This is a genomic window from Flavobacterium gossypii (genome assembly GCF_014138495.1).
Taxonomy (GTDB): Bacteria; Bacteroidota; Bacteroidia; order Flavobacteriales; family Flavobacteriaceae; genus Flavobacterium; species Flavobacterium endophyticum.
The window spans coordinates 1-24,443 of record NZ_JACJIS010000006.1; the positions used below are offsets into that span (position 1 = coordinate 1).

General features: G+C 37.9%; 16 protein-coding genes and 1 pseudogene. 8 read left to right on the forward strand and 9 right to left on the reverse strand.

The window, feature by feature from the left end:
* Window positions 1-2,675: pseudogene (locus GGR22_RS16775) on the reverse strand (hypothetical protein); the annotation flags it as partial.
* 157 nt (window positions 2,676-2,832) lie between these two features.
* On the opposite strand from GGR22_RS16775, the gene folE reads away from it, so the two are divergent.
* The 4 genes from folE to lgt all read left to right on the forward strand — a co-directional run bounded on the left by folE (window position 2,833) and on the right by lgt (window position 6,312).
* A complete protein-coding gene (folE, locus tag GGR22_RS16780; protein WP_121377688.1) occupies window positions 2,833-3,504 on the forward strand; it encodes a GTP cyclohydrolase I FolE in 672 nt (223 codons plus the stop codon).
* Window positions 3,505-3,533: 29 nt separating this feature from the next.
* Window positions 3,534-5,012, forward strand: a complete 1,479-nt coding sequence (gene cysS, locus GGR22_RS16785) for a cysteine--tRNA ligase (RefSeq protein ID WP_182494581.1) — start codon at window positions 3,534-3,536, stop codon at window positions 5,010-5,012.
* A gap of 53 nt (window positions 5,013-5,065) precedes the next feature.
* A complete protein-coding gene (gene yidD, locus GGR22_RS16790; protein WP_121377686.1) occupies window positions 5,066-5,317 on the forward strand; it encodes a membrane protein insertion efficiency factor YidD in 252 nt (83 codons plus the stop codon).
* 65 nt (window positions 5,318-5,382) lie between these two features.
* Entirely contained in the window at window positions 5,383-6,312 is a 930-nt protein-coding gene (gene lgt / locus GGR22_RS16795; RefSeq protein WP_121377685.1) for a prolipoprotein diacylglyceryl transferase, read from the forward strand.
* A gap of 305 nt (window positions 6,313-6,617) precedes the next feature.
* On the opposite strand, the gene secDF is transcribed toward lgt, so the two are convergent.
* From secDF to GGR22_RS16830, 7 genes are all read right to left on the reverse strand, one after another.
* Window positions 6,618-9,635 carry a protein translocase subunit SecDF gene (secDF, locus tag GGR22_RS16800; protein ID WP_182494582.1) on the reverse strand — a complete coding sequence of 1,006 codons (3,018 nt, stop codon included), beginning with the start codon at window positions 9,633-9,635 and terminating at the stop codon, window positions 6,618-6,620.
* A gap of 220 nt (window positions 9,636-9,855) precedes the next feature.
* Complete coding sequence (gene mdh / locus GGR22_RS16805) at window positions 9,856-10,791, reverse strand: malate dehydrogenase (protein WP_182494583.1); 936 nt, start codon at window positions 10,789-10,791, stop codon at window positions 9,856-9,858.
* Window positions 10,792-10,838: 47 nt separating this feature from the next.
* Window positions 10,839-12,779, reverse strand: coding sequence for a DNA topoisomerase (ATP-hydrolyzing) subunit B (gene gyrB, locus GGR22_RS16810; RefSeq protein ID WP_121377682.1), 1,941 nt, complete (start codon window positions 12,777-12,779; stop codon window positions 10,839-10,841).
* Between the two features lie 231 nt (window positions 12,780-13,010).
* Entirely contained in the window at window positions 13,011-14,627 is a 1,617-nt protein-coding gene (asnB, locus tag GGR22_RS16815) for an asparagine synthase B (protein WP_182494584.1), read from the reverse strand.
* A gap of 219 nt (window positions 14,628-14,846) precedes the next feature.
* Window positions 14,847-15,296, reverse strand: a complete 450-nt coding sequence (locus GGR22_RS16820; RefSeq protein WP_182494585.1) for a hypothetical protein — start codon at window positions 15,294-15,296, stop codon at window positions 14,847-14,849.
* A 112-nt stretch (window positions 15,297-15,408) separates the two neighbouring features.
* Window positions 15,409-17,166, reverse strand: coding sequence for a TonB-dependent receptor (locus GGR22_RS16825; RefSeq protein WP_182494586.1), 1,758 nt, complete (start codon window positions 17,164-17,166; stop codon window positions 15,409-15,411).
* A 32-nt stretch (window positions 17,167-17,198) separates the two neighbouring features.
* Window positions 17,199-20,216 (reverse strand): tetratricopeptide repeat protein, encoded by a 3,018-nt coding sequence (locus GGR22_RS16830; RefSeq protein WP_182494587.1) that lies wholly within the window; start codon window positions 20,214-20,216, stop codon window positions 17,199-17,201.
* 248 nt (window positions 20,217-20,464) lie between these two features.
* Between GGR22_RS16830 and GGR22_RS16835 the strand changes: the two genes are divergently transcribed.
* The 4 genes from GGR22_RS16835 to GGR22_RS16850 all read left to right on the forward strand — a co-directional run bounded on the left by GGR22_RS16835 (window position 20,465) and on the right by GGR22_RS16850 (window position 24,051).
* Complete coding sequence (locus GGR22_RS16835) at window positions 20,465-21,418, forward strand: bifunctional helix-turn-helix transcriptional regulator/GNAT family N-acetyltransferase (RefSeq protein ID WP_182494588.1); 954 nt, start codon at window positions 20,465-20,467, stop codon at window positions 21,416-21,418.
* Between the two features lie 116 nt (window positions 21,419-21,534).
* Entirely contained in the window at window positions 21,535-22,218 is a 684-nt protein-coding gene (locus GGR22_RS16840) for a cell division ATP-binding protein FtsE (RefSeq protein WP_121377676.1), read from the forward strand.
* A complete protein-coding gene (locus GGR22_RS16845) occupies window positions 22,218-23,105 on the forward strand; it encodes a glycosyltransferase family 2 protein (protein ID WP_182494589.1) in 888 nt (295 codons plus the stop codon). Before GGR22_RS16840 ends, GGR22_RS16845 begins: the two co-directional genes overlap by 1 nt.
* A 1-nt stretch (window position 23,106) precedes the next feature.
* Window positions 23,107-24,051: a glycosyltransferase family 2 protein gene (locus tag GGR22_RS16850; RefSeq protein WP_182494590.1), complete on the forward strand. Its 945-nt coding sequence runs from the start codon at window positions 23,107-23,109 to the stop codon at window positions 24,049-24,051.
* Here the strand turns inward: GGR22_RS16850 and GGR22_RS16855 are convergent.
* Window positions 24,042-24,440, reverse strand: coding sequence for a sugar 3,4-ketoisomerase (locus GGR22_RS16855; RefSeq protein WP_182494591.1), 399 nt, complete (start codon window positions 24,438-24,440; stop codon window positions 24,042-24,044). The genes GGR22_RS16850 and GGR22_RS16855 overlap by 10 nt on opposite strands.
* Between the last annotated feature and the right edge of the window lie 3 nt (window positions 24,441-24,443).

Genomic DNA, 24,443 nt, shown 5'->3' on the forward strand with positions numbered 1-24,443 from the left:
ACATCCGCGTCGAGCGTGCCCGAGAAGTCGACAGTAGCGCTGCCGCCTTCGCAGATGACAGGAGACGCAGTAGAGATAGTCGCACTAGGGGCTGCCGTCACCTCCACCGTTACGCTGCCCGGCTGGGCCTGCGTGCAGAAGGGAGCGTCGGCAGATCTTACCCCGATAAGATCGTAGGTATGGGTACCTGCCGAAGGAAGCACCTCAAGAAGGATGTATTCGCCGGCAGCATCGAGCGTGATCAGAGGCTGCGCAGCGGTGTCAAGCAGGTAGATCACCTCAGCATTCGGCTGTCCGGTGAACCTCACCCTGGACGGGCTGCCGAGGCATACCTGGGCGTCGATCTGCTGGATCGATGCCGTAGGCATCTCCCTTACGGTGATCGTCACCGAATCCGAAACGTTCTGCTCGCACGGAGGCGTGCTGGCCGTCGAGGCCTTCACCAGCGTGTAGGTATAGGTGCCCGGAGCCAGCGAGGCGGCGATGGCTATCGTACCTGCTCCAGCAGCGTCAAGGGTGAGCGTCTGCTGCGTCCCTGAAGGGTCGGTGTATGTTACGATAGCGCCAGGGGTGCCCTGGACGTCTACCGTCATGCCAATGCCCTCGCAGATCGGAGTATCCGCTGTCGTAATCTGGGCGGTAGGTAAACCACCAACAGTCACAACAGCTGTACCAGTCAATGGCTGCGTACATGTAACACCATTTGTGGTTAAAGAACCGCTAACCAAAGTATAAGTATATGAGTTGCCAGCGACAGCAGCCGGAGTTGTAATAGAAGCTGTACCCGTATTTGTACCAGTACCATCATCAACTAATACAATAGTTCTAGTGGTACCTGTTTCGTCTGTATATTCTATAGTCGCACCAGGAGTTCCTGTAAACGTAATGGTTGCAGTAGAATTTTCACAAATCTGAGTTGTTCCAGAAATGGTCGCAGTTGGCGTTGGTACTAAGTCCAAGTCAAAGAAATAGACAAAGTAGTTTGTAGGATCAGCAATACTTTCTGCTCTAACATAGATAATATCACCTGGTACTCCAGGGTGAGATAATACCTCTGCTGCTGTAAGTGCTGTTGTAACATCATCAGCATCAGCTTCACTTTCATGGAAAGTTATGGAATAATCCGAAGGAAGAGGATTACCTGTTTCTGCTGCAATGGCGGCATTAATAGCAGGCAATTCATCATTTAGATCAAAATTTTCCTGTAAATCATTATTTATATCACAAATAATAAGCGGTGCAATTTCCTGCGCATCACAATCTCTTAGAATAACTTTAAAAGGAATTATATAAGAGCAATTTGAAATAATATCGAGGATTTTTATATAAAGCGTCTTATCGGTAGCCGGTGCTACAAGATCGTACCATATAGGAGCTGCTGTATTGGCTGGATCATAAAAGTCTGTATTTATAGGAGAAAGATCATTTTGGGCGTTCGTTAAATCGTCATAATAATTGATTTCAAAATCATACGGATTTAAATTATCAGGTGGCCCGGGCACAAAAGTACCTAAGACAACATCGGTATTGATACCGATATTAAAGTGTCGAGGATCCGTATCTGTAGTACAGTGCTTGATGTCTTTAGGAGTAAAACCTATTTCATCTTCGTTAACTCTCACAGTTGCGCAATCCGTCGCAGTAATTGGCGGAATGGCTGCATCACAGCTACCAAAAGTAGCCTTGACACAATAGGAAGTAGTTACAGTTGGACAAACAGTTAAAGTTGGACCAGTTCCTATAACAGTTCCTGGGCTTCCAGCTTCAGTCCATTCATAAGTAACTGGAACAGCAGGGCCGTTTGGAGTAAATCTCCAAGCCTCTGATTGTGTATCCAGTACTTGCCAAGTTCCTGTATTTCTATTTGGGCTGGATGGAGAATATGCTGAAGAGCCATCTGCATTTTGAATTCCAAGCAGACCATTACCTCCGTTCCAAGCGGCACAAGATGTTCTTCTTCTTACGTGAATCTCTATAACATTCGTAGACTCAAACAATACTATTTGATACGATTGCAATCCTGAAGCACCACAACTACCAAAAAGAGGCACATCTTGCCAGTTGGCAACAAATGCTCTACATGGATAGGTTCCGACTGTAAAGTAGTTAATTGTAGTACTTGCAATAGGCCCATTGGCAATATTCAAATCCTGCAACATCATAATTGCATTTTTATAAGGAGGACCATAACCTGGACCCGAAGGAATCGGGTTATTAAAAGCCCATCCACTACCGCTTTCGGCAGGCACTAAAAAACTTGGTCTATACAATCCTCCTGGAGAATCCGGATGCCCCAAAATACTAAAGGTCACGGCCCCATTATCCCCTATCAAACATTCGCTATATTTTTCACCATAAAAACAAAAGTTAAAAGGCACTGTTTGTTTTCCTCTAAGTGGTATTATACCCGACCATCTATCATCCGATGTGATACTCGTGATATCATTTACGTTATCAGGGCTTCTCCATACAAAAGGAGTTTGCGCCAAAGCGTAACTTGTAGTCTGCTTTGGAATACTGTTAAGAGGCGGCGAAGCGACTATAGTTCTACAGTCACCAGGGTTACAACTTGGCAGTGGAGTTATAGCATTTACGCTGACACAGCCTAAATCTTGACCATAACTATTTGTTAACAATAAAGTAAATAAGAATAATAAAAGATAATTCTTTTTCATTTTTAGATTATTTTGAGGAGCGAAATTTACATAAATTTAAGAAATAATTATCTTAAATTTTGAAAATTTTTAAATTTAACATCCATGGAAATTGTTTGCCATTAATTATTTATCTTTGCAGTCTTAAATACATATCCAAAATAACATATCATTTTCAATGACAAATAATGAAGATTTTCTAGACGAAATTGGAGATAATCATATTGCTACAAATGCAAAAAATCCTTTAAGAAGTGATGCCTTTGATATATCAGACGACCAAAAAATTGAGCTTATAAAAAAAGACGTTGAAAGCATTCTTAAAACCTTAGGAATGGATCTTACCGACGATAGCCTAAAAGGCACTCCAAACCGTGTTGCAAAGATGTTTGTAAAAGAAATTTTTGGGGGATTGAATCCAGCAAAAAAACCTAGCGCATCCACTTTCGAAAACAACTACAAATACGGCGAGATGTTGGTAGAAAAAAACATCACTTTATATTCTACTTGCGAGCACCACCTCCTTCCTATTATTGGCAGGGCTCATGTTGCTTATATTTCAAACGGAAAAGTAGTGGGTCTTTCTAAAATGAACCGCATTGTTGAATATTTTGCAAAGCGCCCTCAAGTTCAGGAACGTTTGACTATGCAGATTGTACAGGAATTACAAAAAGTATTAAATACCGAAGACGTAGCTTGTGTAATTGACGCCAAACATCTTTGCGTGAATTCAAGAGGAATCAAAGACATCGAAAGCAGTACTATCACTTCTGAATTTGGTGGTAAATTTAAAAACGAGGCTACTCGAAGAGAATTCCTAGATTATATTAAATTTGATACTCAATTTTAAACTGCCATAGTGCTTCAAAAATCATAAGTATGCCATTATATAAGACTCAGAATCTAAAAATATACAATTCTCTTTCTGGAGAAAAAGAAGTTTTTATTCCCTTGCACGAAGGCAATGTCGGAATGTATGTTTGCGGGCCTACTGTCTATAGCAATGTGCACTTAGGAAACGTGAGGACTTTCATGTCATTTGACGTAGTTTTTAGATACTTGTCGCATCTTGGTTACAAAGTGCGTTATGTGCGCAACATTACCGATGTCGGACACGTAGTTGATGATGAAGACGAAGGCGAAGATAAGATTGCAAAAAAAGCTCGTGTCGAAAAGCTAGAGCCGATGGAAATCGTACAGCGTTATACTGTCGATTTTCATGAAATCTTAAAGGAATTCAACTTCCTGCCTCCAAGCATCGAACCAACCGCTACCGGACACATCATCGAGCAGATCGAGATTATCAAAAAAATTATTGATAATGGAATCGGTTATGTATCAAACGGCTCGGTTTATTTTGATGTCTTAAAATACAACCAAACCCATAATTACGGAATATTAAGCGGTCGAAATCTTGAAGACATGATTGCCAATACGCGTGAGCTTGACGGACAGTCCGACAAAAGAAATCCTCAAGATTTTGCGTTGTGGAAAAGAGCCGAACCAGAACATATCATGCGCTGGCCTTCTCCTTGGAGTGACGGCTTTCCAGGCTGGCATTTAGAATGTACTGCAATGAGTACTAAATACCTCGGGAATCATTTTGACATCCACGGTGGAGGAATGGACTTGAAGTTTCCGCATCATGAATGCGAAATCGCCCAAAATGAAGCATGTACTGGCCAATCCCCAGTAAATTACTGGATGCACGCCAATATGCTTACGCTAAATGGCAAAAAAATGGCAAAATCGACTGGAAACAACATATTGCCACGAGAAATTTATGCCGGCGGAAGTCCTTTTTTAAGCAAAAAGTATTCTCCGTCTGTAGCTCGCTTTTTTATGCTACAGGCTCATTATAGAAGCAATCTTGATTTTACTGATGATGCTATTGCAGCTTCTGAAAAAGGGTTCGTGAGATTAATGGAAGCTTATGATACTATAAATGAAATCATTCCTTCACAAAGCTCTACAATCGACATCCAGGCGTGGATTGCCGCATGCTATGATGCCATGAATGACGATTTCAACACTCCTATTTTGATTGCTCAGCTTTTTGAGGCTGTCCGCTATATCAATTTATTAAAAGAAAATAAAGAGACTCTTACCGCAGAAGATTTAAGTCTGCTGACGAAAGCCATGGAAAGCTTCTTGTTTGATGTTTTAGGCCTGACCAATGAAAAGTCTCTTGAAAATAATGATAAATTAGACAGTGTTGTGAACATGCTTATCGGAATGCGAAATGAAGCACGCGCCAACAAAGATTTTGCGCTGTCCGATACTATCCGAGACCAGCTGACCGCTCTTGGAATCAATCTCAAAGATGGTAAAGAAGGAACAACGTTCTCAATAAACTAACAAACGATGATGAAGCTGACAAGTTTCATCATTTTTTTTAAACAGTATTCATCTTGGGCTTAAAAAAAATACTTATCGCCCCTTTTGTCCTCCTGATTCGGTTTTATCAAGCCGGCATCTCCCCTTTTTTGCCTTCGGCTTGCCGTTACGAACCAACCTGTTCGCAATATACGCTAGAAGCATTGCAAATACACGGTTTATTTAAGGGCGGCTATCTCGGAATCAAAAGAATTTTAAGTTGCAATCCGTGGGGCGGAAAAGGCTACGATCCCGTTCCCGAAAAAACGTGCGGGCACAAACATTAACGCCTTTTTTTGAATCCTATTAAAACAAATCTTTATTTTTACAGATAAATTAAGAATATAAAAATATGACTACAGCTCTAAACATGGTTTGGAATCCATCAGAAGGTATCGATTTAGGTTTTTTTGTAATTAGATATTACAGCCTAATGTTTGTAATCGCTTTTGTACTAGGATGGTATTTAATGAAAAAAATATATTTGCGCGAAGGTGAATCCATTGAAAAATTGGACACGCTTTTTATCTATACTTTTTTCGCAACATTATTAGGAGCACGCCTCGGACATGTAATTTTCTACCAATCGGAGCTTTTCCGCGAAGATTTCTGGAGCGTTTTCTTGCCTTTCAAGACAAAACCGCATTTTGAGTTTACTGGCTTTTCTGGATTAGCGAGTCACGGAGCTGCTATTGCCATTATCATTACCATGTATTTTTATAGTAAAAATATAATCAAACGTCCGCTATTGTGGATTTTGGACAGAATTGTAATTCCGGTATCTTGCGGCGCAATCTTCGTAAGGTTAGGTAATTTTTTCAATTCTGAAATTGTAGGAAATAAGACGGACTCTCCTATGGGAATCAAATTCATACGCGACAGTATCAAGCCGGATGTGGCCATGATCGAAACCAAGACAAATAATGCAAATGACGCTTACCATCAGATTGCTACGAATCCAGAATACGCCGCGATTCTCCAACAGGTGACTCCAAAACATCCTGCACAATTATATGAAGCTGTAGGTTATATCATCGTTTTCATCATCTTATATTTTGCATATTGGAAAACTCAAGCTAGAGAAAAATTAGGATATCTTTTCGGAGTATTCTTAGTTCTTTTATGGACTGTACGTTTTGTTGTCGAGTACGTAAAAGAGAGCCAAGGCGGTATAGAAGAATCCTTAGGGCTTTTCTCCACAGGACAATGGTTGAGTATTCCTTTTATAATTGCAGGCTTGTATTTCATCTTTAGCGCAGAAAAGAAGGTGAATTCTTTATAAAAATTCGTTGTACAAAACATAAAAGAGGGCTATAATGCCCTCTTTTATGTTTATAGTAATTCTATCTTACTATCAATAATAACAAAAGTACAATCTTTAGATTATCCGCTATCCTCTTACTAAAATGTGCTTTTAAGGCTCTTCTTTTTATTATTAGAAAATATTAACCCAACAACTAATTGGGCAAGCTAGCGAGCTTATACGCACTCTTAGCAATCCGAAAAAGAACTAGACTGCCTCATTAAATTATAACTACAAAAAAAGGCCCGATAAATCGGCCCTTTTTATATAAAATATCTTTTTATTTATATTTTGTTGTTATCTGCATTGTTATGCATGTCTTCAATTCTTTTGTGTTCTGCATCAGAGATGGTATCACAAAGAACTGGTGTTGCGATGAACAATGATGAGTACGTTCCTACGATGATACCTACAAGCATCGCGAATATAAATCCGCGGATAGATTCACCACCGAAGATAAACATGATTAACAATACCATAATCATTGTCAACGAAGTATTTAATGTTCTTGACATTGTAGTATTAACAGATCTATTTACGATTTCGTTGAAACTTCCTTTTGTTTTACCAGCTAGGTACTCACGAATTCTATCGAATACGATTACGGTATCATTCATTGAGTATCCAATTACAGTCAGGATCGCCGCAATGAAGTGCTGGTCCATTTCCATGTGGAATGGCATGAATTTATAACACAATGAGTAAATTCCTAAAACGAAGATAACGTCATGAGCAACAGCTGCAATCGCACCTAAACTATATTGCCATTTTCTAAAGCTTATCATCAAGTAAAGGAAAACGATTCCCATTGCTCCTAAAACAGCCCAGAAAGAGTTGGTTTTGATATCTTTTGCTACTGCTGGTCCAACTTTTGAAGAAGACATAATACCTACAGTCTTTCCGTCATAAGCATTAACGAATTTTTCATACGTCAAATTTGGTCCGTAGTATTTCTTAAGGTTGTCAAATAACATTTTGTTTACTTCAACATCAGCTTCAGAGCTTGCAACATCAATTTTGTATTTGGTAACAATTTTCAATTGTTCTTTATCACCTAATACTTTCGCTTGAACTACACCGTCGAATACTTTAGTAAGCTCATCAGCTACTTCAGAAGCTTCAACTGGTTTTTCAAATCTAACTTGAAAAGTACGTCCTCCTTTGAAGTCAACACCTTCGTCCAATCCGTTAATGAATAACGAAGCCACACTCACGATAACTACACAGCTTGAGAAGATATATGTAAATTTCTTTTTACCCAAGAAGTCGTAGTTGAAGTTAGTAAACCAGTTTTTAGACATTGATGTTACGAATGTCAGGTTATTTTTTCTAGCAATACTCCACTCTAACAAGATTCTTGTAATGAAGATTGATGTAAATAGAGAAGTAAAGATACCAATCAACAAAGTAGTTGCGAAACCTTTGATCGGTCCTGTTCCGAAGATGAACAATACCGCTCCAGTCAGTACGTGAGTTACGTTTGCATCTGTAATAGACGACATCGCACCTCTCCAGCTGAAAGAAACTTTTACGGCTTCTTCTAGTGTCTTGCCCATTCGCAATTCTTCTTTTGCTCTTTCGTATATAATGATGTTGGCGTCGACCGCTGTACCCATTGTCAATACGATACCTGCGATACCTGGCAATGTCAGGATAGCACCAATACTAGCTAGGATACCAAATAAGAAAAGTAAGTTAACTGCCAAAGCAATGTTAGCATACCATCCTGATTTCCCATAATAGATAATCATCCAAAGAGAAACCAATAGCAATCCAACTAAAGCTGAAGTAATACCATTGTCGATAGCTTCTTGACCTAAAGACGGACCTACTGCATCGAACTGAACGATATCTGCAGAAGCAGGCAATTTACCAGCTCTAAGAATGTTCGCTAAATCTTTTGTTTCAGAGATATCAAAGTTTCCTGTGATTTGAGAAATACCACCTGTAATAGCACCGCTTGTTACACCTGGTGCAGAATATACTACATCATCCAAAACGATTGCAATGAATCCTTTTTCAGTATAGGCTTTTCCAGTCAAGGCTTCCCAGTCTTTGGCACCTTTGCTGTTCATCACCATTTCTACAGACGGTTTACCCATCTGGTCAAATTTATCACTAGCATCAGTCACAACACCACCGCTCATTGCAGGTGTGTTTTGTCTGTTTCCTTTTAGTGCATATAATTCTAATGCTTCTATCTTTTTAGAGTTAGCTGCTTTAGTTGGGTCAACGATTTGCTGATTAAGAACATTTATAGATTGCGGCTTGCTCCATACAAATTTTGCATAACGCTGCTCTCCTACAAGAAGTGATTTTACTTCTGGCATTTTCAAATATCCATTGATCTTAGCGGTATCTTTTGGAGAGAAATAACCCAAGATAGGACCGTTTCCGAAAGCAACCATTTTGTCAATCCAAGGATTACCACCTTTTACAGCAGTTGAATCTTTTGAAGCATCAGTCAATAGGTTACCGATAGTATCATTAGCCGTCTTTGGCGTTTCTTTTGTATCGATAGCTTTTTCTGTTTTCTTTAGGACTTCGTTTGAAGCCATCAAGAAATTGCTCATCTCTTCTACTTTGTAAGTTTCCCAGAACTCTAACTGAGCTGTACTTTGCAATAATTTTTTGATACGATCAACATCTTTTGCTCCTGGAAGCTCTACCAAGATTCTACCTGATTCACCAAGCATTTGGATGTTTGGCTGTACTACTCCAAATTTATCGATACGCTCTGTTAATACTCTAAAAGCACTTTCTACAGATTCTTTTACTTTTCTCTTGATGATCGTTTTTACCTGAGCATCAGTCATATTAAAAGTAACTTCTTCTAAATTACGGTGTGCAAAAACTTCAGGATCAGCTAATTTCACTGCTCCTTTAGACTCTTGGTCAAATGCGATAAAGAATGCATCGATGTAATCTTGATTACCTTCTTGGTTCTTATCGGCATTTTCTAAAGCTTTGTTGAAAACTGGATTTTTTGTGTTGTTAGCCAGCGTTTTCAAAACGTCTTTTACAGAAATTTGCAAAATCACATTGATACCACCTTCAAGGTCAAGCCCTTTGTTAATCTGCTTATCAGAAACTTCTTTGTAAGTAAATTTTGTGAAGCCAAGATTATAGACTTCTTCTTTCCCGATTGAATCGAGATACTTTACTTCTTTTTTCTCATCTCCGTTAGCAAAAGCTTTTGCATCACTCTTAACGCGATTGGCGACAAATGTGAATGATAGTTGGTAAATACTTACCAATGCAAATAAAATTGCAAAAAATTTAACGAGTCCTCTATTCTGCATTATTACTAAAAATTAATTAAATTTCTTATTGTTGGTGTGTCTAAACAAATAAAACAAGCTAAATCAAGCAGTTATCAAAAATAATACTACTACTTGAGTTATTCGCTTTTTTTTAAAACGAGCAAATATATAATTAACCAAAAGATTAACCAATTAATTTGCTAATTATATCATAAAAAAAAGACTGCAAGAAGCAGTCTCTTAATTTATAAGGCAGGAATTATGCCAAAACCGACTTTAAATCGGCATTCATATTTCTAACCGCATCGGCGCTTTTCGCAAGCAATGCTTTTTCTTTTTCGTCAAGGTCGATAGCAAGAATTTCTTCGATACCGTTTTTACCGATAATACAAGGAACTCCTAAACAAATATCATTTTGTCCATATTCTCCTTCTAAAAATACTGAACAAGCGATCATTTTCTTTTGGTCATTCAAGATACTATCAACCAAATAGGCTACAGAAGCACCTGGAGCATACCAAGCCGAAGTTCCTAAAAGTCCAGTCAAGGTAGCACCACCGACCATTGTGTCAGCCGCAACTTTATCTAGAGCTTCTTGAGAAAGGAATTCAGAAACTGGAATACCATTATAGGAAGCCAGTCTTGTCAATGGAATCATTGTTGTATCGCCATGTCCTCCAATTACCATTGCAGAAACATCGTTAGATGGTTTATCTAAGGCTTTTGACAAATAATATCTGAAACGAGAGCTATCCAAAGCACCACCCATTCCGATGATTCTGTTTTTTGGAAGTCCTGTCGCTTTTAACGTCAAGTAGGTCATTGTATCCATCGGATTTGAAACTACAACTACGATTGTATTTGGAGAATATTTTAAGACATTTTCTGCAACCGATTTCACGATTCCAGCATTGATTCCGATTAATTCTTCTCTTGTCATCCCTGGTTTTCTAGGAATTCCAGAAGTGATTACTACCACATCGCTGTCTGCCGTTTTAGAATAATCGTTGGTTACTCCGGAAACTTTTGTATTAAATCCAGTATTGGTAGCGCATTGCATGATATCCATCGCCTTACCTTCTGCAAAACCTTCTTTAATATCTAATAAAACTACTTCGCTGGCAATTCCTCTGTACGAAATCACATCTGCACAAGTTGCGCCAACATTTCCGGCACCTACTATTGTAACTTTCATAATAATTGTATTTGTTTATTTGTTGTTTGTTTCAAAATGAAAGAATGCTATGCATCGATATTGGCATACACGGCATTTTTTTCGATAAACTCACGTCGAGGCGGAACCTCATCTCCCATCAGCATAGAGAAAACACGGTCTGCTTCTGCAAGGCTATCGATTGTTACTTGGCGTAATGTTCTGAAATTTGGATTCAAAGTAGTTTCCCACAATTGTTCCGCATTCATCTCTCCAAGACCTTTATATCGCTGGATGTTTGAACCGCCGCCCATTTTTTCTGTGATTTCATCACGCTGCGCGTCTGTCCATGCGTATTCTTTTTTGTTTCCTTTCTTCACCAAATATAAAGGCGGAGTTGCGATGTAAACGTGGCCGTTTTCAATCAACTCTTTCATGAACCTGAAGAAGAAGGTTAATATTAAGGTAGAAATATGAGAACCATCGACATCGGCATCACACATGATGACTACTTTATGGTATCTTAGTTTTTCTAAATTCAAGGCTTTTGAATCCTCAGCAGTTCCAATAGTTACGCCAAGAGCCGTGAAGATATTTCGAATCTCCTCGTTCTCGAAAACTTTGTGGTGCATTGCTTTTTCTACGTTCAAGATTTTACCACGCAAAGGCAAAATCGCTTGGAAATTTCTATCGCGTCCTTGTTTTGCCGTTCCGCCTGCAGAATCTCCCTCGACAAGGAAAACTTCGCATTTTGCTGGATCTTGCTCAGAACAGTCTGATAATTTACCTGGCAATCCGCCGCCGCCCATAACGGTTTTTCTTTGCACCATTTCACGAGCTTTTTTCGCTGCGTGACGTGCCTGTGCTGCCAAGATTACTTTTTGCACGATTACTCGGGCATCATTTGGATTTTCTTCCAAATAATTTTCAAGCATTTCGGCTACAGCTTGGCTTACAGGAGAAACAACTTCTCTATTTCCAAGTTTTGTTTTTGTCTGGCCTTCGAATTGCGGTTCAGAAACTTTTACAGAAATAATAGCTGTCAAACCTTCGCGGAAATCGTCTCCCGTGATTTCGAATTTCAATTTTTCCAAAAGTCCAGAAGCATCTGCATATTTCTTAAGCGTTCTTGTCAGACCGCTACGGAAACCTTGTAAGTGCGTTCCTCCTTCGTGTGTATTGATATTATTTACATAAGAAAAAATATTTTCTGAGTAGCTGGTATTGTAAATCAAAGCAACCTCAACTGGAATTTCGCCTTTTTCTCTCTCCATGCTGATAACATGCGAAATAATTGGCTCGCGGTTGCCGTCTAGGAAACGGATGTATTCTTTCAAACCTTCGTCAGAATGGAAAACTTCGCTTACGAACTCTCCTTTGTCATCTTTTTCTCTTCTGTCGGTAAACGTAATCGTGATACCTTTATTCAAGAAAGAAAGCTCACGCATACGAGCAGACAGGGTATCGTATGAAAACTCTGTCGTCTGAGTGAAAATCGTATCATCTGGATAAAAAGTCTGGATAGTACCTCTTTTTGTAGTTTCTCCAATTTGTTTTACCGGATAAAGGGCTTTTCCTTTTTCGTATTCCTGCTCATAGATTTTTCCATCGCGGTGAACCGTAGAACGCATGTGATTTGACAATGCATTTACTACCGAAACCCCAACCCCGTGCAAACCTCCGGAAACTTTATAGGAATCTTTATCGAATTTACCTCCGGCACCAATCTTAGTCATTACAACTTCAAGTGCAGAAACGCCTTCTTTTTTGTGAATATCTACTGGAATTCCACGACCATTATCTTCAACGGTAACGGAATTATCTTCATTAATAGTAACGGATATGGTATCGCAATGGCCGCCCATCGCTTCATCGATCGAGTTGTCTACAACTTCATAAACTAAATGGTGTAAACCTCTTACACCTACATCTCCAATATACATCGACGGACGCATTCTAACGTGCTCCATCCCTTCTAATGCTTGAATACTATCGGCTGAATAATTGCTCTTCTTGATTTCTTCGCTCATATATAATTTGTCTAAAAAAGGTATTTTTTTGTTTAACGAACAAATATATAAAAACAGGAGTGATAATCAGCTATAAATGGAGATTTTAGCACTTAAGTTATCAACATTTTTAAGGTTTTGGCATAAGTTTTTTAACTTGCTACGACTTATTTTCAGAAAGTATCTTAAACGTAAAAAGCGCCACTAAAAGTGAACGCTTTTCAACAAACAAACTAAACTAATATTTAATATCTAGGCAATAGCATTGGGCTTTGCAATTGCAGTATCTGCTTGGACGTGGGCAGCATTTGCACGGCCACTTGGATCTTGGTTTTCCTGCCATTTCGGTATCCATTTTCTCACGGTCTGGGCGGCGCTTAATTGTGGAAAATGTTTGTGGAATATATCTCTATAGAAATAAGCTTCTTTGGTTTTTGGAGTGTTATACGTAAATCGTTCTCCTGCTTTTTCTAATTGGTAATCTGTAATCTGTGACGAACAGTATTCGATCAAAGTATCAATCCAGTTATAACCGACGCCGTCTGAAAACTGCTCTTTCTGTCTCCATAACACTTCTTGAGGAAGATACGGATCTTCTGGCGTGTCAAATGCCTTGCGAAGAATGTATTTCTCTACTCCATCATAGGTTTTTGGCTGTTTTTCTTCTGGCTGAATTCTGATAGCTAAATCCAAAAATGCTTTGTCTAAAAACGGAACTCTTGCTTCTAGTCCGTGAGCCATTGTGGATTTGTCTGCGCGAAGCAAATCGGCTGTAAATAGCTTTTGTACCCTTTCGATAGTTTCTTTCTGAAAATCTTCTGTAGATGGCGCATTTCTGAAATACAAATAGCCTCCAAAAATCTCATCGGCTCCTTCGCCAGATAACACAACTTTCACCCCCATATCCGTAATCGCTTTTGAAAGGAAATACATCGGCGTACTGGCACGAACCGAAGTCACGTCATAGGTTTCCAAATGCCAGATTAATTTATCTAGAATTTCAATACCTTGTTCAATCGTAAAATGGATTTCATGGTGTTCCGTTCCTAAAAATTTGGCTACTTTTCGAGCTGCTTTTGCATCTGGCGCTTCTGCATCCAATCCTATTGAGAATGAATGAAGCGTTTTTCCATTTTCCTTGAGCAGTCTGGCCGCAATTGATGATGTAAGCGACGAATCCAATCCTCCTGAAAGCAAGACCCCGATCGGCACATCGCTCATTAGTCTTTTGCGAGTCGCCTCTGTCAAAGATTCGCGTATTTTAGATAAATCCAAAGCTTCAGTTGCTTTTTCATGGTCTTCATATTCTGGTCTGTAATATTTCACAAAACCTGTTTTCTGCGTATAATAATGTCCTGGAGGAAAAGTCGCAAACGTCTTGCATTGATCTGCTATCGGCTTCATTTCTGACGAAAAATAAATACGTCCTCTTTCATCTAATCCATAATATAATGGCTTTACTCCTACCGCATCTCTACCAGCAATAAAATCATCGCCATTGATTACGACAAAGGCAAAATCCCCGTCCAGCATGTTCAGAAAATCATACCCAAATTCTTCGTACAAGTGCACGATTACCTCTGAATCGGATTTTGTGCGAAACGTATGGTGTTTCAAGACCGTATCTCTCAATTCTTGATGGTTGTAAATTTCTCCGTTATGAACCATATAGGCCGATTTTGTGCCTTTTATCGGCTGTCTTCCTGAATGCAGGTCGATAATAGACAAACGTTCATGGCTCAGGATATGTCCGTTTTCTGTTATATGCAGATCACTTTCGTCCGGACCGCGATGCGACATCCTTTTTGAAAGCTGTTTTACCAATTCTTCATCTTTTCCTTTTCCTATAATTGCTAAAATTCCACACATAACTTCATTCTTTAATTTGGTTGTTTTGATAAAGCAAATTTGAAGTATTTGTTTTATTTAATAAAGTATAATTTATTTTTTAGTTACATATTAAAACCGAAACAGTAATTTTTAATTATTTAATAAACATATTGGCACAAAAAATAGTCTGTTTGGTTTTATTCTATAAAAAAAGCCATCGCATAGGATGGCTTTAAGAATTTATATTTTTCTAAAATGTTATTCTACACTTTCAATCAGGTATTTAGTGCTGTTGATTTCAAAACTATAGCCAGCTTGCTGACCCAACAGCTTGCTTCCTAATGGCGACTGAGGCGAAAGCGCAATAATGTTTTTCTCTTCTATTTTTATTTTGGGAAGCGCAGCACTCATAAACAGAAGGATACCATTCGCTTTTATGATACTTCCGATAGTTATTATCTTGGTTGTTTTAGACGCATCAATTTTATCTAAAATGTTTTTCTGTTCTAGAAATTCTTTCAGCTTGTGGTTTAATTTTTCCTGTTCTAGATGCATCATAGATAACGCGGTTTCGTGTTTGTCACCAGCAGAACCTTTTGCATCGTTTTTAGCATCTTCGGTCAGGTTCGAAATCATGTCATGGAAAACATCGATTTTATCTTGAACCAATTGTTTGTAGTATTGGAGTGTTTTTTCTTTGAGGGTCATTAGATACTTATTTTTAAACGTGGATAAAACATAGACGCTGTTTCTCGCTGATTTTTTGAAATAAAAAAGCCTACAAATTTAATGCAGGCTTTTAGAAATTTAATTATTACTATCAAAAATCAAACTTGTAGCTAGCTCCCAACATGACTTGAATTCCTTGTACAGGATAATTCAGCCATTTTTGGTAGTCTTGGCTTGTGAGGTTATTTCCTTTTAGGAAAGCCGTAAGCCTGTCATTGTATCTATATCCGACATGGGCATTTAAATCAAAACAACTGTCTAAAGTAACAGTCTCCAATTCATTTCTCAACAGCGAAGTATAGCTAAAGACGTCTTTTCGCTCTCCAACAAAAAAGAGGCTGGTTCCTGCATACCATTTTTCGGTGATGTTGAAATCCAGATTGGCTGCAATTTGAAGTTCTGGAAGATTCCATGCTTCTGCCTGGTCGTCTGTTGTATAACTATTGAATGTACCGCTCACGCCGAAAGAAACATTTTTAGAAAGATCGGCTTTCAGTTCTCCAAAAAAGCTAATCGTTTTTACGTTATCATACACAACATTGAACGAATTTCCGAAAGCATAGCCTTCTTGATTTGCGTTTTCATTGTTATACGGATTGTTCAAGAACATTGCTTTCTGGTCTTCATTCTTGTATGAACCTCGGATATTAAAACCGACGTTATTTGCAATTTTACCTTTCAATCCTACATACACATCGTACTTTTGATCCGTCGGAGCAATACCTAGAGTCGGCGATACGAAGAAATTCTCTTGTACTAAATCACGATACGAATTTTGTTTTAAGCTTCCTTCTGCTCCTGCATACGCAATCATGACATCGCCTACGATTCTGTAGGTAGCCGTAATCTGCGGATAGACAAAAAACTTATTGTCGCTATTTTCGTTATCCATGCTGTAGAAAAGTCCGGCACCAAGATTAACCGTCAAGTCATCTTGTTGGTAAACAAAACTTGGCTGTACACCAATGTTAGTATATCCATAATTGATATCGGTCAAGCCGAAATAGTCTTTTTCAAAAGAACCGCCTAGGTAATCAATGATGAAATTGGCATTAATTTTTCTTCCAGAAACTTCAAAACCGACAGTCGGCTTCACATAAAATCGATTTTCAGAAGAACCGAAAGCATCAGAAAAATGATTGAATTTCAGACTCGCTTCTTTAAAAATACTTTCTTTCGCACTGAATCTTCCTCCTACATAAATATTTTGGTAGGTCTGCTGCGGATCGATACTGTTGATTAAGTCTTGCCTGTCTTGCGGATCGGCAAGGTCATTAGCAAAATCGTTTCTTAGTCCATACCAATTGTAAACTTGATGCTGATAGCCTGCATCTACGTTCCAAGAAAAGTCTTTTTGCTGGTTCCCGTAAGTCAAATCCAGCGATGTATTATAAAATTTGTCATCTAACAAAATATCATCTATGCCGCCTTGAGACGAAAGGTGACGGAGCATTCCTCCTACGTATTCATTTCTGTTTAGGTTTTCGGTAACAAACAATTCGGCATTCAGCGTGCCGTAATTCCCGACGCCTAAAGTCGCATAATTTTTATATAATTTTTCTTGTTTTGTCTTATCGACAGCAGCTGCCCTTCCTTTTGCTGGAGTAAATGTCGAGGCCACAGGAAAGGAAAAAATATTGTATTTGATTTCTTCTTTTTTGGTATTGTCCTCGTCTTCTAACGTCGGTGTTTCTTTTACCTTGAAGGCATCAGAAATAGTTGGCGTATAAGGCTTCACCACATTCACGACTTCAGTCCCGATATTCTCATCCTTCTTTTGTGCGAAACCAGCCTGTACGCCTGCAAAAAGAAACAGTAAAGCAATTTTATATTGAATTTTATGTGTCATATTACTTGTATTGAATTTAGAATAAGATGTGATTAATTTTGAATGGATGAGTTGCGTTTTGCTTCTTCTCCTTTAATAATATCCAATTCTTTTTGGGCTTCTTCGATAACATCTGGATAGTCTTTGAAATTCTTGACAACACTTTCCAAGATATAATTTGCTTGGAAACTGTCTTTCAGTCCGTAGAAATTTTTCGCCATAACGACCAAACCTTTGGCTCCAAAATACTTATATCCTGAATAATCTTTTGCTAATTTTTGAACAGCCGTGTTTGAAGCTTCAAACTTTCCGTCTTTGTTTTTGAAATAGGCATCATAAAACAAGGCTTCGGCTGCTAGCTCTCCTTTAGCAATCGTAAGCAATTTTGCATACGCTGCTTTTGCTTTCACCTCATCGTTGATTTTTATAGCAGAACGCGCCACAATTACTTGAGCATCACTTTTTACTTTATCATCTGTTTTTGCGTTTGCTAAGACTTTTTCGGCATAGACAACCGAATTTTCATAATCTTTTTGCTCATAGTATGATTTCATCAAATTCGATTGCGCAAAAGTGATATTTTGCGGGTAATCTGCTTCTGTTTCCAATCTTTTCAATACTGGAACTGCTTTTGCATAATCAGCTTTTTTAAGCAGGATTTGCGATAAGCGTGCCAACGATTGTTCTGTAAATTCGTTTCGTGGTTTTGCAATCACAAACTCGTAATTCGGAATTGCATTATTCTCTAAACCATCAGCAAAATAGGACTGTGCCAGGTAGAAATTTGCTTTTAGGGAATTGATTCCGTTTGGAAATTTCGCCACATAACCGCTCAAAGCTGTAATTGCAGGCTTGACATTATTCTGCAGGTATTGTTTTTCTGCGGCTTCATAAGTGTCATTATCTAGTTCGGCATCAGAAACCTCAACGAAATCTAGTGTTCTTACCCAAGTAGCATATTCGTCTACTTTTCCGTTATCCAAATAAATCAATCTGGCGGTAGACACGGCTTCTAAAGCCTCTGGAGTATTTGGGAATTCAGCCGCTACTTTTTTTAATTTCGCTAAAGCCAACTCGTCTTTTTCAGCATTATAATATACCAAACCTTGACGCAAGATTGCTTTTGAAGCATAAGAACTTCCTTTGTATTCTGCTATCAATTTGTCATACGTCTGAACGGCACTTTCAGTTTTCTTTTCAGTCACATAGGTGTTTCCAAGCTCATAAAGCGCATCATCGCGCAATTGCGATTTCGGGAAGTTTTTGACGAAATTGTTCAGGTCTTCAATCTTTTTATCGTTTCTGGAAACAAATCCGTAGCTGATTGCTTTTTGGTAGGCCGCATAATCCGCGTCGATACCTTTGATTTCGATTGCCTTGTTGTACGCATCCATCGCTGGCCAGTATTTTGCCGAAACATAATAACTGTCTCCTAAACGTAGATAAGCGTCATTCAAACGTACTTTATCATCTTTAGGCCCTGAAATATAGCTTTGGAAATTAGTCGCCGCTTGGTCGTAGTCTTTCAGCTTGAAATACGCATATCCCAAGTTGTAATTGATGTTTTTGTATTCTGGTGTGTTTTTAGCTTCGGCATCGCCTAGAAACTGTTTGTATGTCAAGACGGCTTCATTAAAACTATCTAAAACGTATTCTGTTTCGGCTTTCCAGAAAGTGGCTCGTGCTGTAAATTTAGCGTTGCTCCTTTCTCCCAATGATTTTTTGAACATCGCCAAGGCTTCTTGATAATTGCCGTCTGTATACAATTCCAAACCTCGATAGAAAGTCACTTTTTGATAGGCTTCCCTGTTCGACCCTTTGTTTTTTTCTAACAACACTAGAGCTTCCTTGTAGTTTTTTGAAGTGATATACGAATTGATCAAAAGTGTCTCGATTTCTGGCCTACTCGGATTATTTGGATATTTTTCAATAAATCCATTCAATACTGCTGGAATACTTTGGTACGAGTTCCCAATTTCATAACTCAATTTGGCATAATTCAAATAGGCATCTTCTTGAATTTTTGTATCAAAAACCATTTCCGAAGCATTTTTAAACGCATTTAAAGCTTGCTGTTTCTTATCGGTTTTCAAATAGCTTTCTCCCAAATGGTAATAGGCATTCTGTGCTACGAAATCTTGTCCGTCGATAATTTTGTTGAATTGGGAAATCGCATTTTCGTAGTCATTTTGCTTGTAATACGCGTAGCCTAACTGATAAAAATCGGTATTGTTCCACTTCCCTTTTTTGCCTTTGTATTCGTTCAAGTATGGAATCGCCTTGTCGTATTGTTTTAGGTTGAAATAACTTTCCCCGATAATCTTGTTTAGTTCTGATTTTTCCATGGCATTGGATTTCGCCATAGCTGCTTTTCCTAACTCGATTGCTTTGTCAAATTTGCCGAGCTTAAAATTCATGTCTGCTTGGAAATACGACATTTTCTCTTGGTATTTTTCCTCACCAGAAACCTCATCAAATAATTTTGTTGCTTTGGTATAATCATCCGATTCATAAGCCATAAATCCTAAATAGTATTTTGCTTGGGAACCGTATTCCTTAGAATTCAGCACTTGATTGAAGTAGTTAGTGGCTTCTTTTTTCTTTCCAGCAGTAAAAAAGCTATAGCCTTTTTGGAAGTTATATTTTTCTCTATCGCTGTCGCTTAATGAACCTTCATCCACTTTATCAAACCATTTAAGCGATTGTGGATATTTTCCTTGCTCAAAATAATAATGCGCTACCTCGATATACGCCTGGTTCTGCTTTGTGCTTGTTGGATAGTCTTCTACAAAACTTTCCATCATCTGATCGGCATTGGCCTGATTCAAACGAATAGCACAATTGGCAATGTAGTAGGCACAATCGGCTTCAACATCAGAATTTTTAGTATTATTTTCAGCTTTTACTTTTTCGAAAATAATTTGTGCAGCTTGGTATTGCTTATCATTGTAAAGCGAAACTGCCTTATTGTATTCTGTTAGATCGTTAGTGTAAATTGCCGTCTGCTGTGCAAAAACCGAAGTGGTTCCTATGAATGAAAACAACAGAAATAACCTTGAGAGTCTGTGCATTTTTAATGGTTTTGTTTAAGATTCAAATATATCAAATTCTTAAGTTTATAACGGAAGCCTCTTTGGGTTTATTGTAAACAAAATTTTTAACATTTCTCAGAAACAAGGTTTACGCGTGAAAGAGAGCGTTTTAGAACCTGTAAATTTTATGCCAATCATAAATTTCTTTTAAATTTCATAAAAATACATATCACGGGAATTTAATTTTTTTATAATTTTACATAACTAATTATATACTTAATTATAAAATGAATTTATTCGAAAAAACAGGAAAGATGGCATTAGGAAGTCGGTTGCGCTTGCTTACAGCAAAAGTGACCGAAGATGCCTCAAAAATATACGAATTGTACAATGTGGAATTTTCTCCAAAATGGTTCCCTATCTTTTTTATACTTTCAGAAGAAGGCGAAAAAACAATTACGGAAATTGCTAACGATGTAGGCCATTCACAGCCATCAATTACAAAAATCATCAAGGAAATGACTATTGCTGGCTTGGTTCAAGAAAACCTGAAGACGAGCGATAAGCGTCGGAATATGGTTGCTCTGACCGAAAAAGGCAAAATTCTGTCTGAAAAATTCAGCATACAATACCAAGATGTAGGCAACGCTATTGAGAGTATCATGAGCGAAGCGACTCACAATTTATGGGAAGCTATTGAAGAATGGGAATTTTTATTAGAACAAAAAACATTGTTCAAAAGAGTCCAAGAGCAAAAGAAACTTCGTGAAAGTAAAAATGTACAAATCGTAGACTATGAAAGTCGATACCACTCCGCCTTCAAGTCGCTGAATGTGGAATGGATTTCTACGTATTTTGAAATGGAAGAAGCGGATTACAAAGCCTTGGACAATCCAAAAGAATACATCTTAGACAAAGGAGGAAAAATACTTGTCGCACTTTATGATGATGAACCTGTTGGCGTCTGTGCTTTGATCAAAATGAACGATACCGATTTTGAAATGGCGAAAATGGCTGTTTCTCCAAAAGCACAAGGGAAAAATATCGGCTTTTTGCTCGGCGAGGCTATCGTCAAAACTGCAAAAGAATTAGGCGCTTCAAAATTATATTTGGAAAGCAATACGATATTGAAACCTGCCATTAATCTCTATTATAAATTGGGTTTTCAAAAAGTAGCCGGACTTCCAACGCCCTACAAACGATGCAATATTCAGATGGAATTGAATTTATTGGAAAAATAATATTGGAAATTCATCAAAAAACTAGAAGATAATTCTGAAACTTTAGAAAGTGATTTACAATTTAATTTTGATAAAGCACGTTAACTTATTACTTTTACCACATAAACGAAATTATTATGTCGCAACCAGTACTTTTTTTGAGAAACGTAAATATCTATCAAGAGAAAAATCTCATTTTATCGAATGTAAATATTGAAGTAAAACACGGCGAATTCTTATATATTATTGGAAAAACCGGTTCCGGAAAAAGTAGTTTCATGAAAACTTTGTATGCGGATCTTCCGTTAACTGAAGGCCAAGGCAGCATTGTTGATTATGACCTGGCGGCATTGAAGGAAAAAAACATTCCGTATTTGAGACGCAAAATCGGAATTGTTTTCCAAGATTTTAAATTGCTTCCCGACCGAAATGTAAACGAGAATATGGTATTTGTCTTAAAAGCCACTGGCTGGACAGACAAGCAAGAAATGCAAGACAAAATTGAAGAAGTTTTAGAAAAAGTCGGAATGAAAAATTTCGCGAATAAGATGCCGCACCAATTATCAGGAGGCGAGCAGCAGCGAATTGCCATTGCAAGAGCTTTGCTAAACGATCCGGAAATTATCTTGGCCGATGAGCCTACGGGAAATCTTGACCCGCAAACTAGCGTTGAAGTCATGGAGGTATTGCGAAAAATCAACATGAACGGAAAGACTATCATCATGGCAACACATGATTATGCGTTGTTGATGAAATATCCTGCCAAGACCTTAAAATGCGATAGCGGTTCTGTATTTGAAGTAGTTCAGAGAACGGTTTAATGATTTCAATCTTAATCCCGACATATAATTTTGATATTTTCCCGCTTGTTTCTTCCTTACACGAACAAGCAAAAAAGCTAACTATTGAATACGAAATTATATGCTTGGACGATGCTTCAAAAAATTATCATATTGAAAATCAAAAAATTAACACACTAGATCATTGCTCGTATACTATCTTAGAAAAAAATATCGGTCGAAGCGCCATACGTAATCTTTTGGCAAAAAAAGCACGCTTTGAAAACTTGTTGTTTCTTGATGCTGACGTAATTCCGATAGAGGAAGATTTTGTTTCCAATTATGTTTCCCAAATTGATTCTGAAGAAAAAGTAGTGTACGGCGGCATCCGCTATCAAAAGGATAAACCAAGCAAAGACCAGATTTTAAGATGGGTCTACGGCAATTCAAGAGAAGCTCTTCCCGTTGAAGTACGTCAGAAGAATCCGTATCTAGCGTTTCTGACCTTAAATTTTATGATCAAAAAGTCAGTTTTCAAAACTGTTTCTTTTAATGAGGAAATTCCAAATTTGAGGCATGAAGACACGTTGTTTTCTTATGATTTAAAAAAAACTGGCATCAAGGTCGTCCACATTGAAAACCCAGTCTATCATCTGGGACTGGAAAGTAGCAAGGTCTTTTTAAGAAAATCCGAAGAAGCTTTAATCGGACTCGACTATTTGATCGACAACAAATTGATTGTTCCAGAATACGTCAAGTTATCTGAATACTACAAAACATTGAAAAAATATGGCATGAAAGGCTTATATTTATTCTTTTATAAAACTTTCAAGTCCGCTTTTTTAAATAATCTTTTAGGAAAAAATCCATCATTATTCGTTTTTGACCTGTTCCGATTAGGATATTTTTGTGATTTAAAAACAAAGTAGTATGCCTTTATTCTCTGTCATAGTTCCATTATACAACAAAGAGAAAAGCATCCAAAACACCTTAAAAAGTGCTCTGGACCAGACCTTTACTGACTTTGAGATCATAATCATAAATGATGGCTCTACCGATAAAAGCGAATCCAAAGCACTCGCAATTAACGATTCCAGAATTAGGCTGTTTTCAACAGAAAATCAAGGTGTTTCAGCTGCACGAAATTATGGAATTGCAAAAGCTTCGGGAACTCTTATCGCTTTTCTGGATGCAGATGACTATTGGTTTCCAAATCATTTGAAACAACTGTCAGAACTTTATGAAATGTTTCCACAATGTGGTCTTTATTGCACAAATTATGAACGGTTTTACAATCCGAATAAGATTATCAAACCAACCTATGTAGCTATTCCTCATCATCCATGGAAAGGCATTGTAAACGATTTTTTTCAGTCAAGCTATATCGACAGAATTGCATGGACATCTGCGGTAGCTGTGCCCAAAACAGTTATTGATACGGTTGGGAACTTTAAAACGACAATTACTTTAGGAGCCGGAGAAGACACCGATTTATGGTTACGAATTGCTTTACGATTTGATGTTGCTTTTGACAATGAAATTTCGGCAAGGCACATGCTGGATGCTGAAAATAGGGTTTCACTGGCAAGTACTTTGAAGCGTTCTTTTGCGAAACTTGACGAATTTAAAGAGGAAGAAAAAAATAATCCGTCATTAAAAAAATATTTAGATCTGCATCGGATTTTCTTTGCAATACGCCATAAACTAGCCGGAGATGCAAAGACTTTTGATTTTTATATGCAGTCTGTCGATCGTTCTAATATTCCTTTCAAGACGAAAATTATATTGGCAATGCCGACATTTTTGATTCGAAAGTTATATGCTTTCAAAAAATATCTGGAACAAAAAAATATCTTGATTTCAATCTATGATTGATTTACATACGCTAAAAATTGATCCAACTCTCTGATATAATCATCTTCTTCATAAACTTCTGAAGCAATAACAAGGCATACTGCTCCTGATGAAAAGTTTTCTAGTTCTCTCCAGACTGTTGGTTTTATAAGAAGTCCTTTGTCTGGTTTGTTGAGCGTAATTATCTGATTTTCTCTGCCATCGTTTAGTACAACATCGAAGCTTCCTGATAACGGAATCAGCAGCTGTATCAAGTTTTTATGCGCATGCCCGCCGCGATGAGAATTGCTCGGGACATCAAATAGGTAATAAACACGCTTGATATCAAAAGGAACGACGTCGTTTTCGATAACGGCAATATTTCCTCTATAATCTTCAATTTTTGGGATTTCAATAATTTCGATATTCATTTA

Bases quoted from the DNA above. Each gene is read 5' to 3' on its own strand.
- folE (WP_121377688.1), top strand. From the start codon at position 2,833: ATGACAAATAATGAAGATTTTCTAGACGAAATTGGAGATAATCATATT.
- cysS (WP_182494581.1), top strand. From the start codon at position 3,534: ATGCCATTATATAAGACTCAGAATCTAAAAATATACAATTCTCTTTCT.
- lgt (WP_121377685.1), top strand. From the start codon at position 5,383: ATGACTACAGCTCTAAACATGGTTTGGAATCCATCAGAAGGTATCGAT.
- secDF (WP_182494582.1), bottom strand. From the start codon at position 9,635: ATGCAGAATAGAGGACTCGTTAAATTTTTTGCAATTTTATTTGCATTG.
- mdh (WP_182494583.1), bottom strand. From the start codon at position 10,791: ATGAAAGTTACAATAGTAGGTGCCGGAAATGTTGGCGCAACTTGTGCA.
- gyrB (WP_121377682.1), bottom strand. From the start codon at position 12,779: ATGAGCGAAGAAATCAAGAAGAGCAATTATTCAGCCGATAGTATTCAA.
- asnB (WP_182494584.1), bottom strand. From the start codon at position 14,627: ATGTGTGGAATTTTAGCAATTATAGGAAAAGGAAAAGATGAAGAATTG.
- GGR22_RS16820 (WP_182494585.1), bottom strand. From the start codon at position 15,296: ATGACCCTCAAAGAAAAAACACTCCAATACTACAAACAATTGGTTCAA.
- GGR22_RS16825 (WP_182494586.1), bottom strand. From the start codon at position 17,166: ATGACACATAAAATTCAATATAAAATTGCTTTACTGTTTCTTTTTGCA.
- GGR22_RS16830 (WP_182494587.1), bottom strand. From the start codon at position 20,216: ATGCACAGACTCTCAAGGTTATTTCTGTTGTTTTCATTCATAGGAACC.
- GGR22_RS16835 (WP_182494588.1), top strand. From the start codon at position 20,465: ATGAATTTATTCGAAAAAACAGGAAAGATGGCATTAGGAAGTCGGTTG.
- GGR22_RS16840 (WP_121377676.1), top strand. From the start codon at position 21,535: ATGTCGCAACCAGTACTTTTTTTGAGAAACGTAAATATCTATCAAGAG.
- GGR22_RS16845 (WP_182494589.1), top strand. From the start codon at position 22,218: ATGATTTCAATCTTAATCCCGACATATAATTTTGATATTTTCCCGCTT.
- GGR22_RS16850 (WP_182494590.1), top strand. From the start codon at position 23,107: ATGCCTTTATTCTCTGTCATAGTTCCATTATACAACAAAGAGAAAAGC.
- GGR22_RS16855 (WP_182494591.1), bottom strand. From the start codon at position 24,440: ATGAATATCGAAATTATTGAAATCCCAAAAATTGAAGATTATAGAGGA.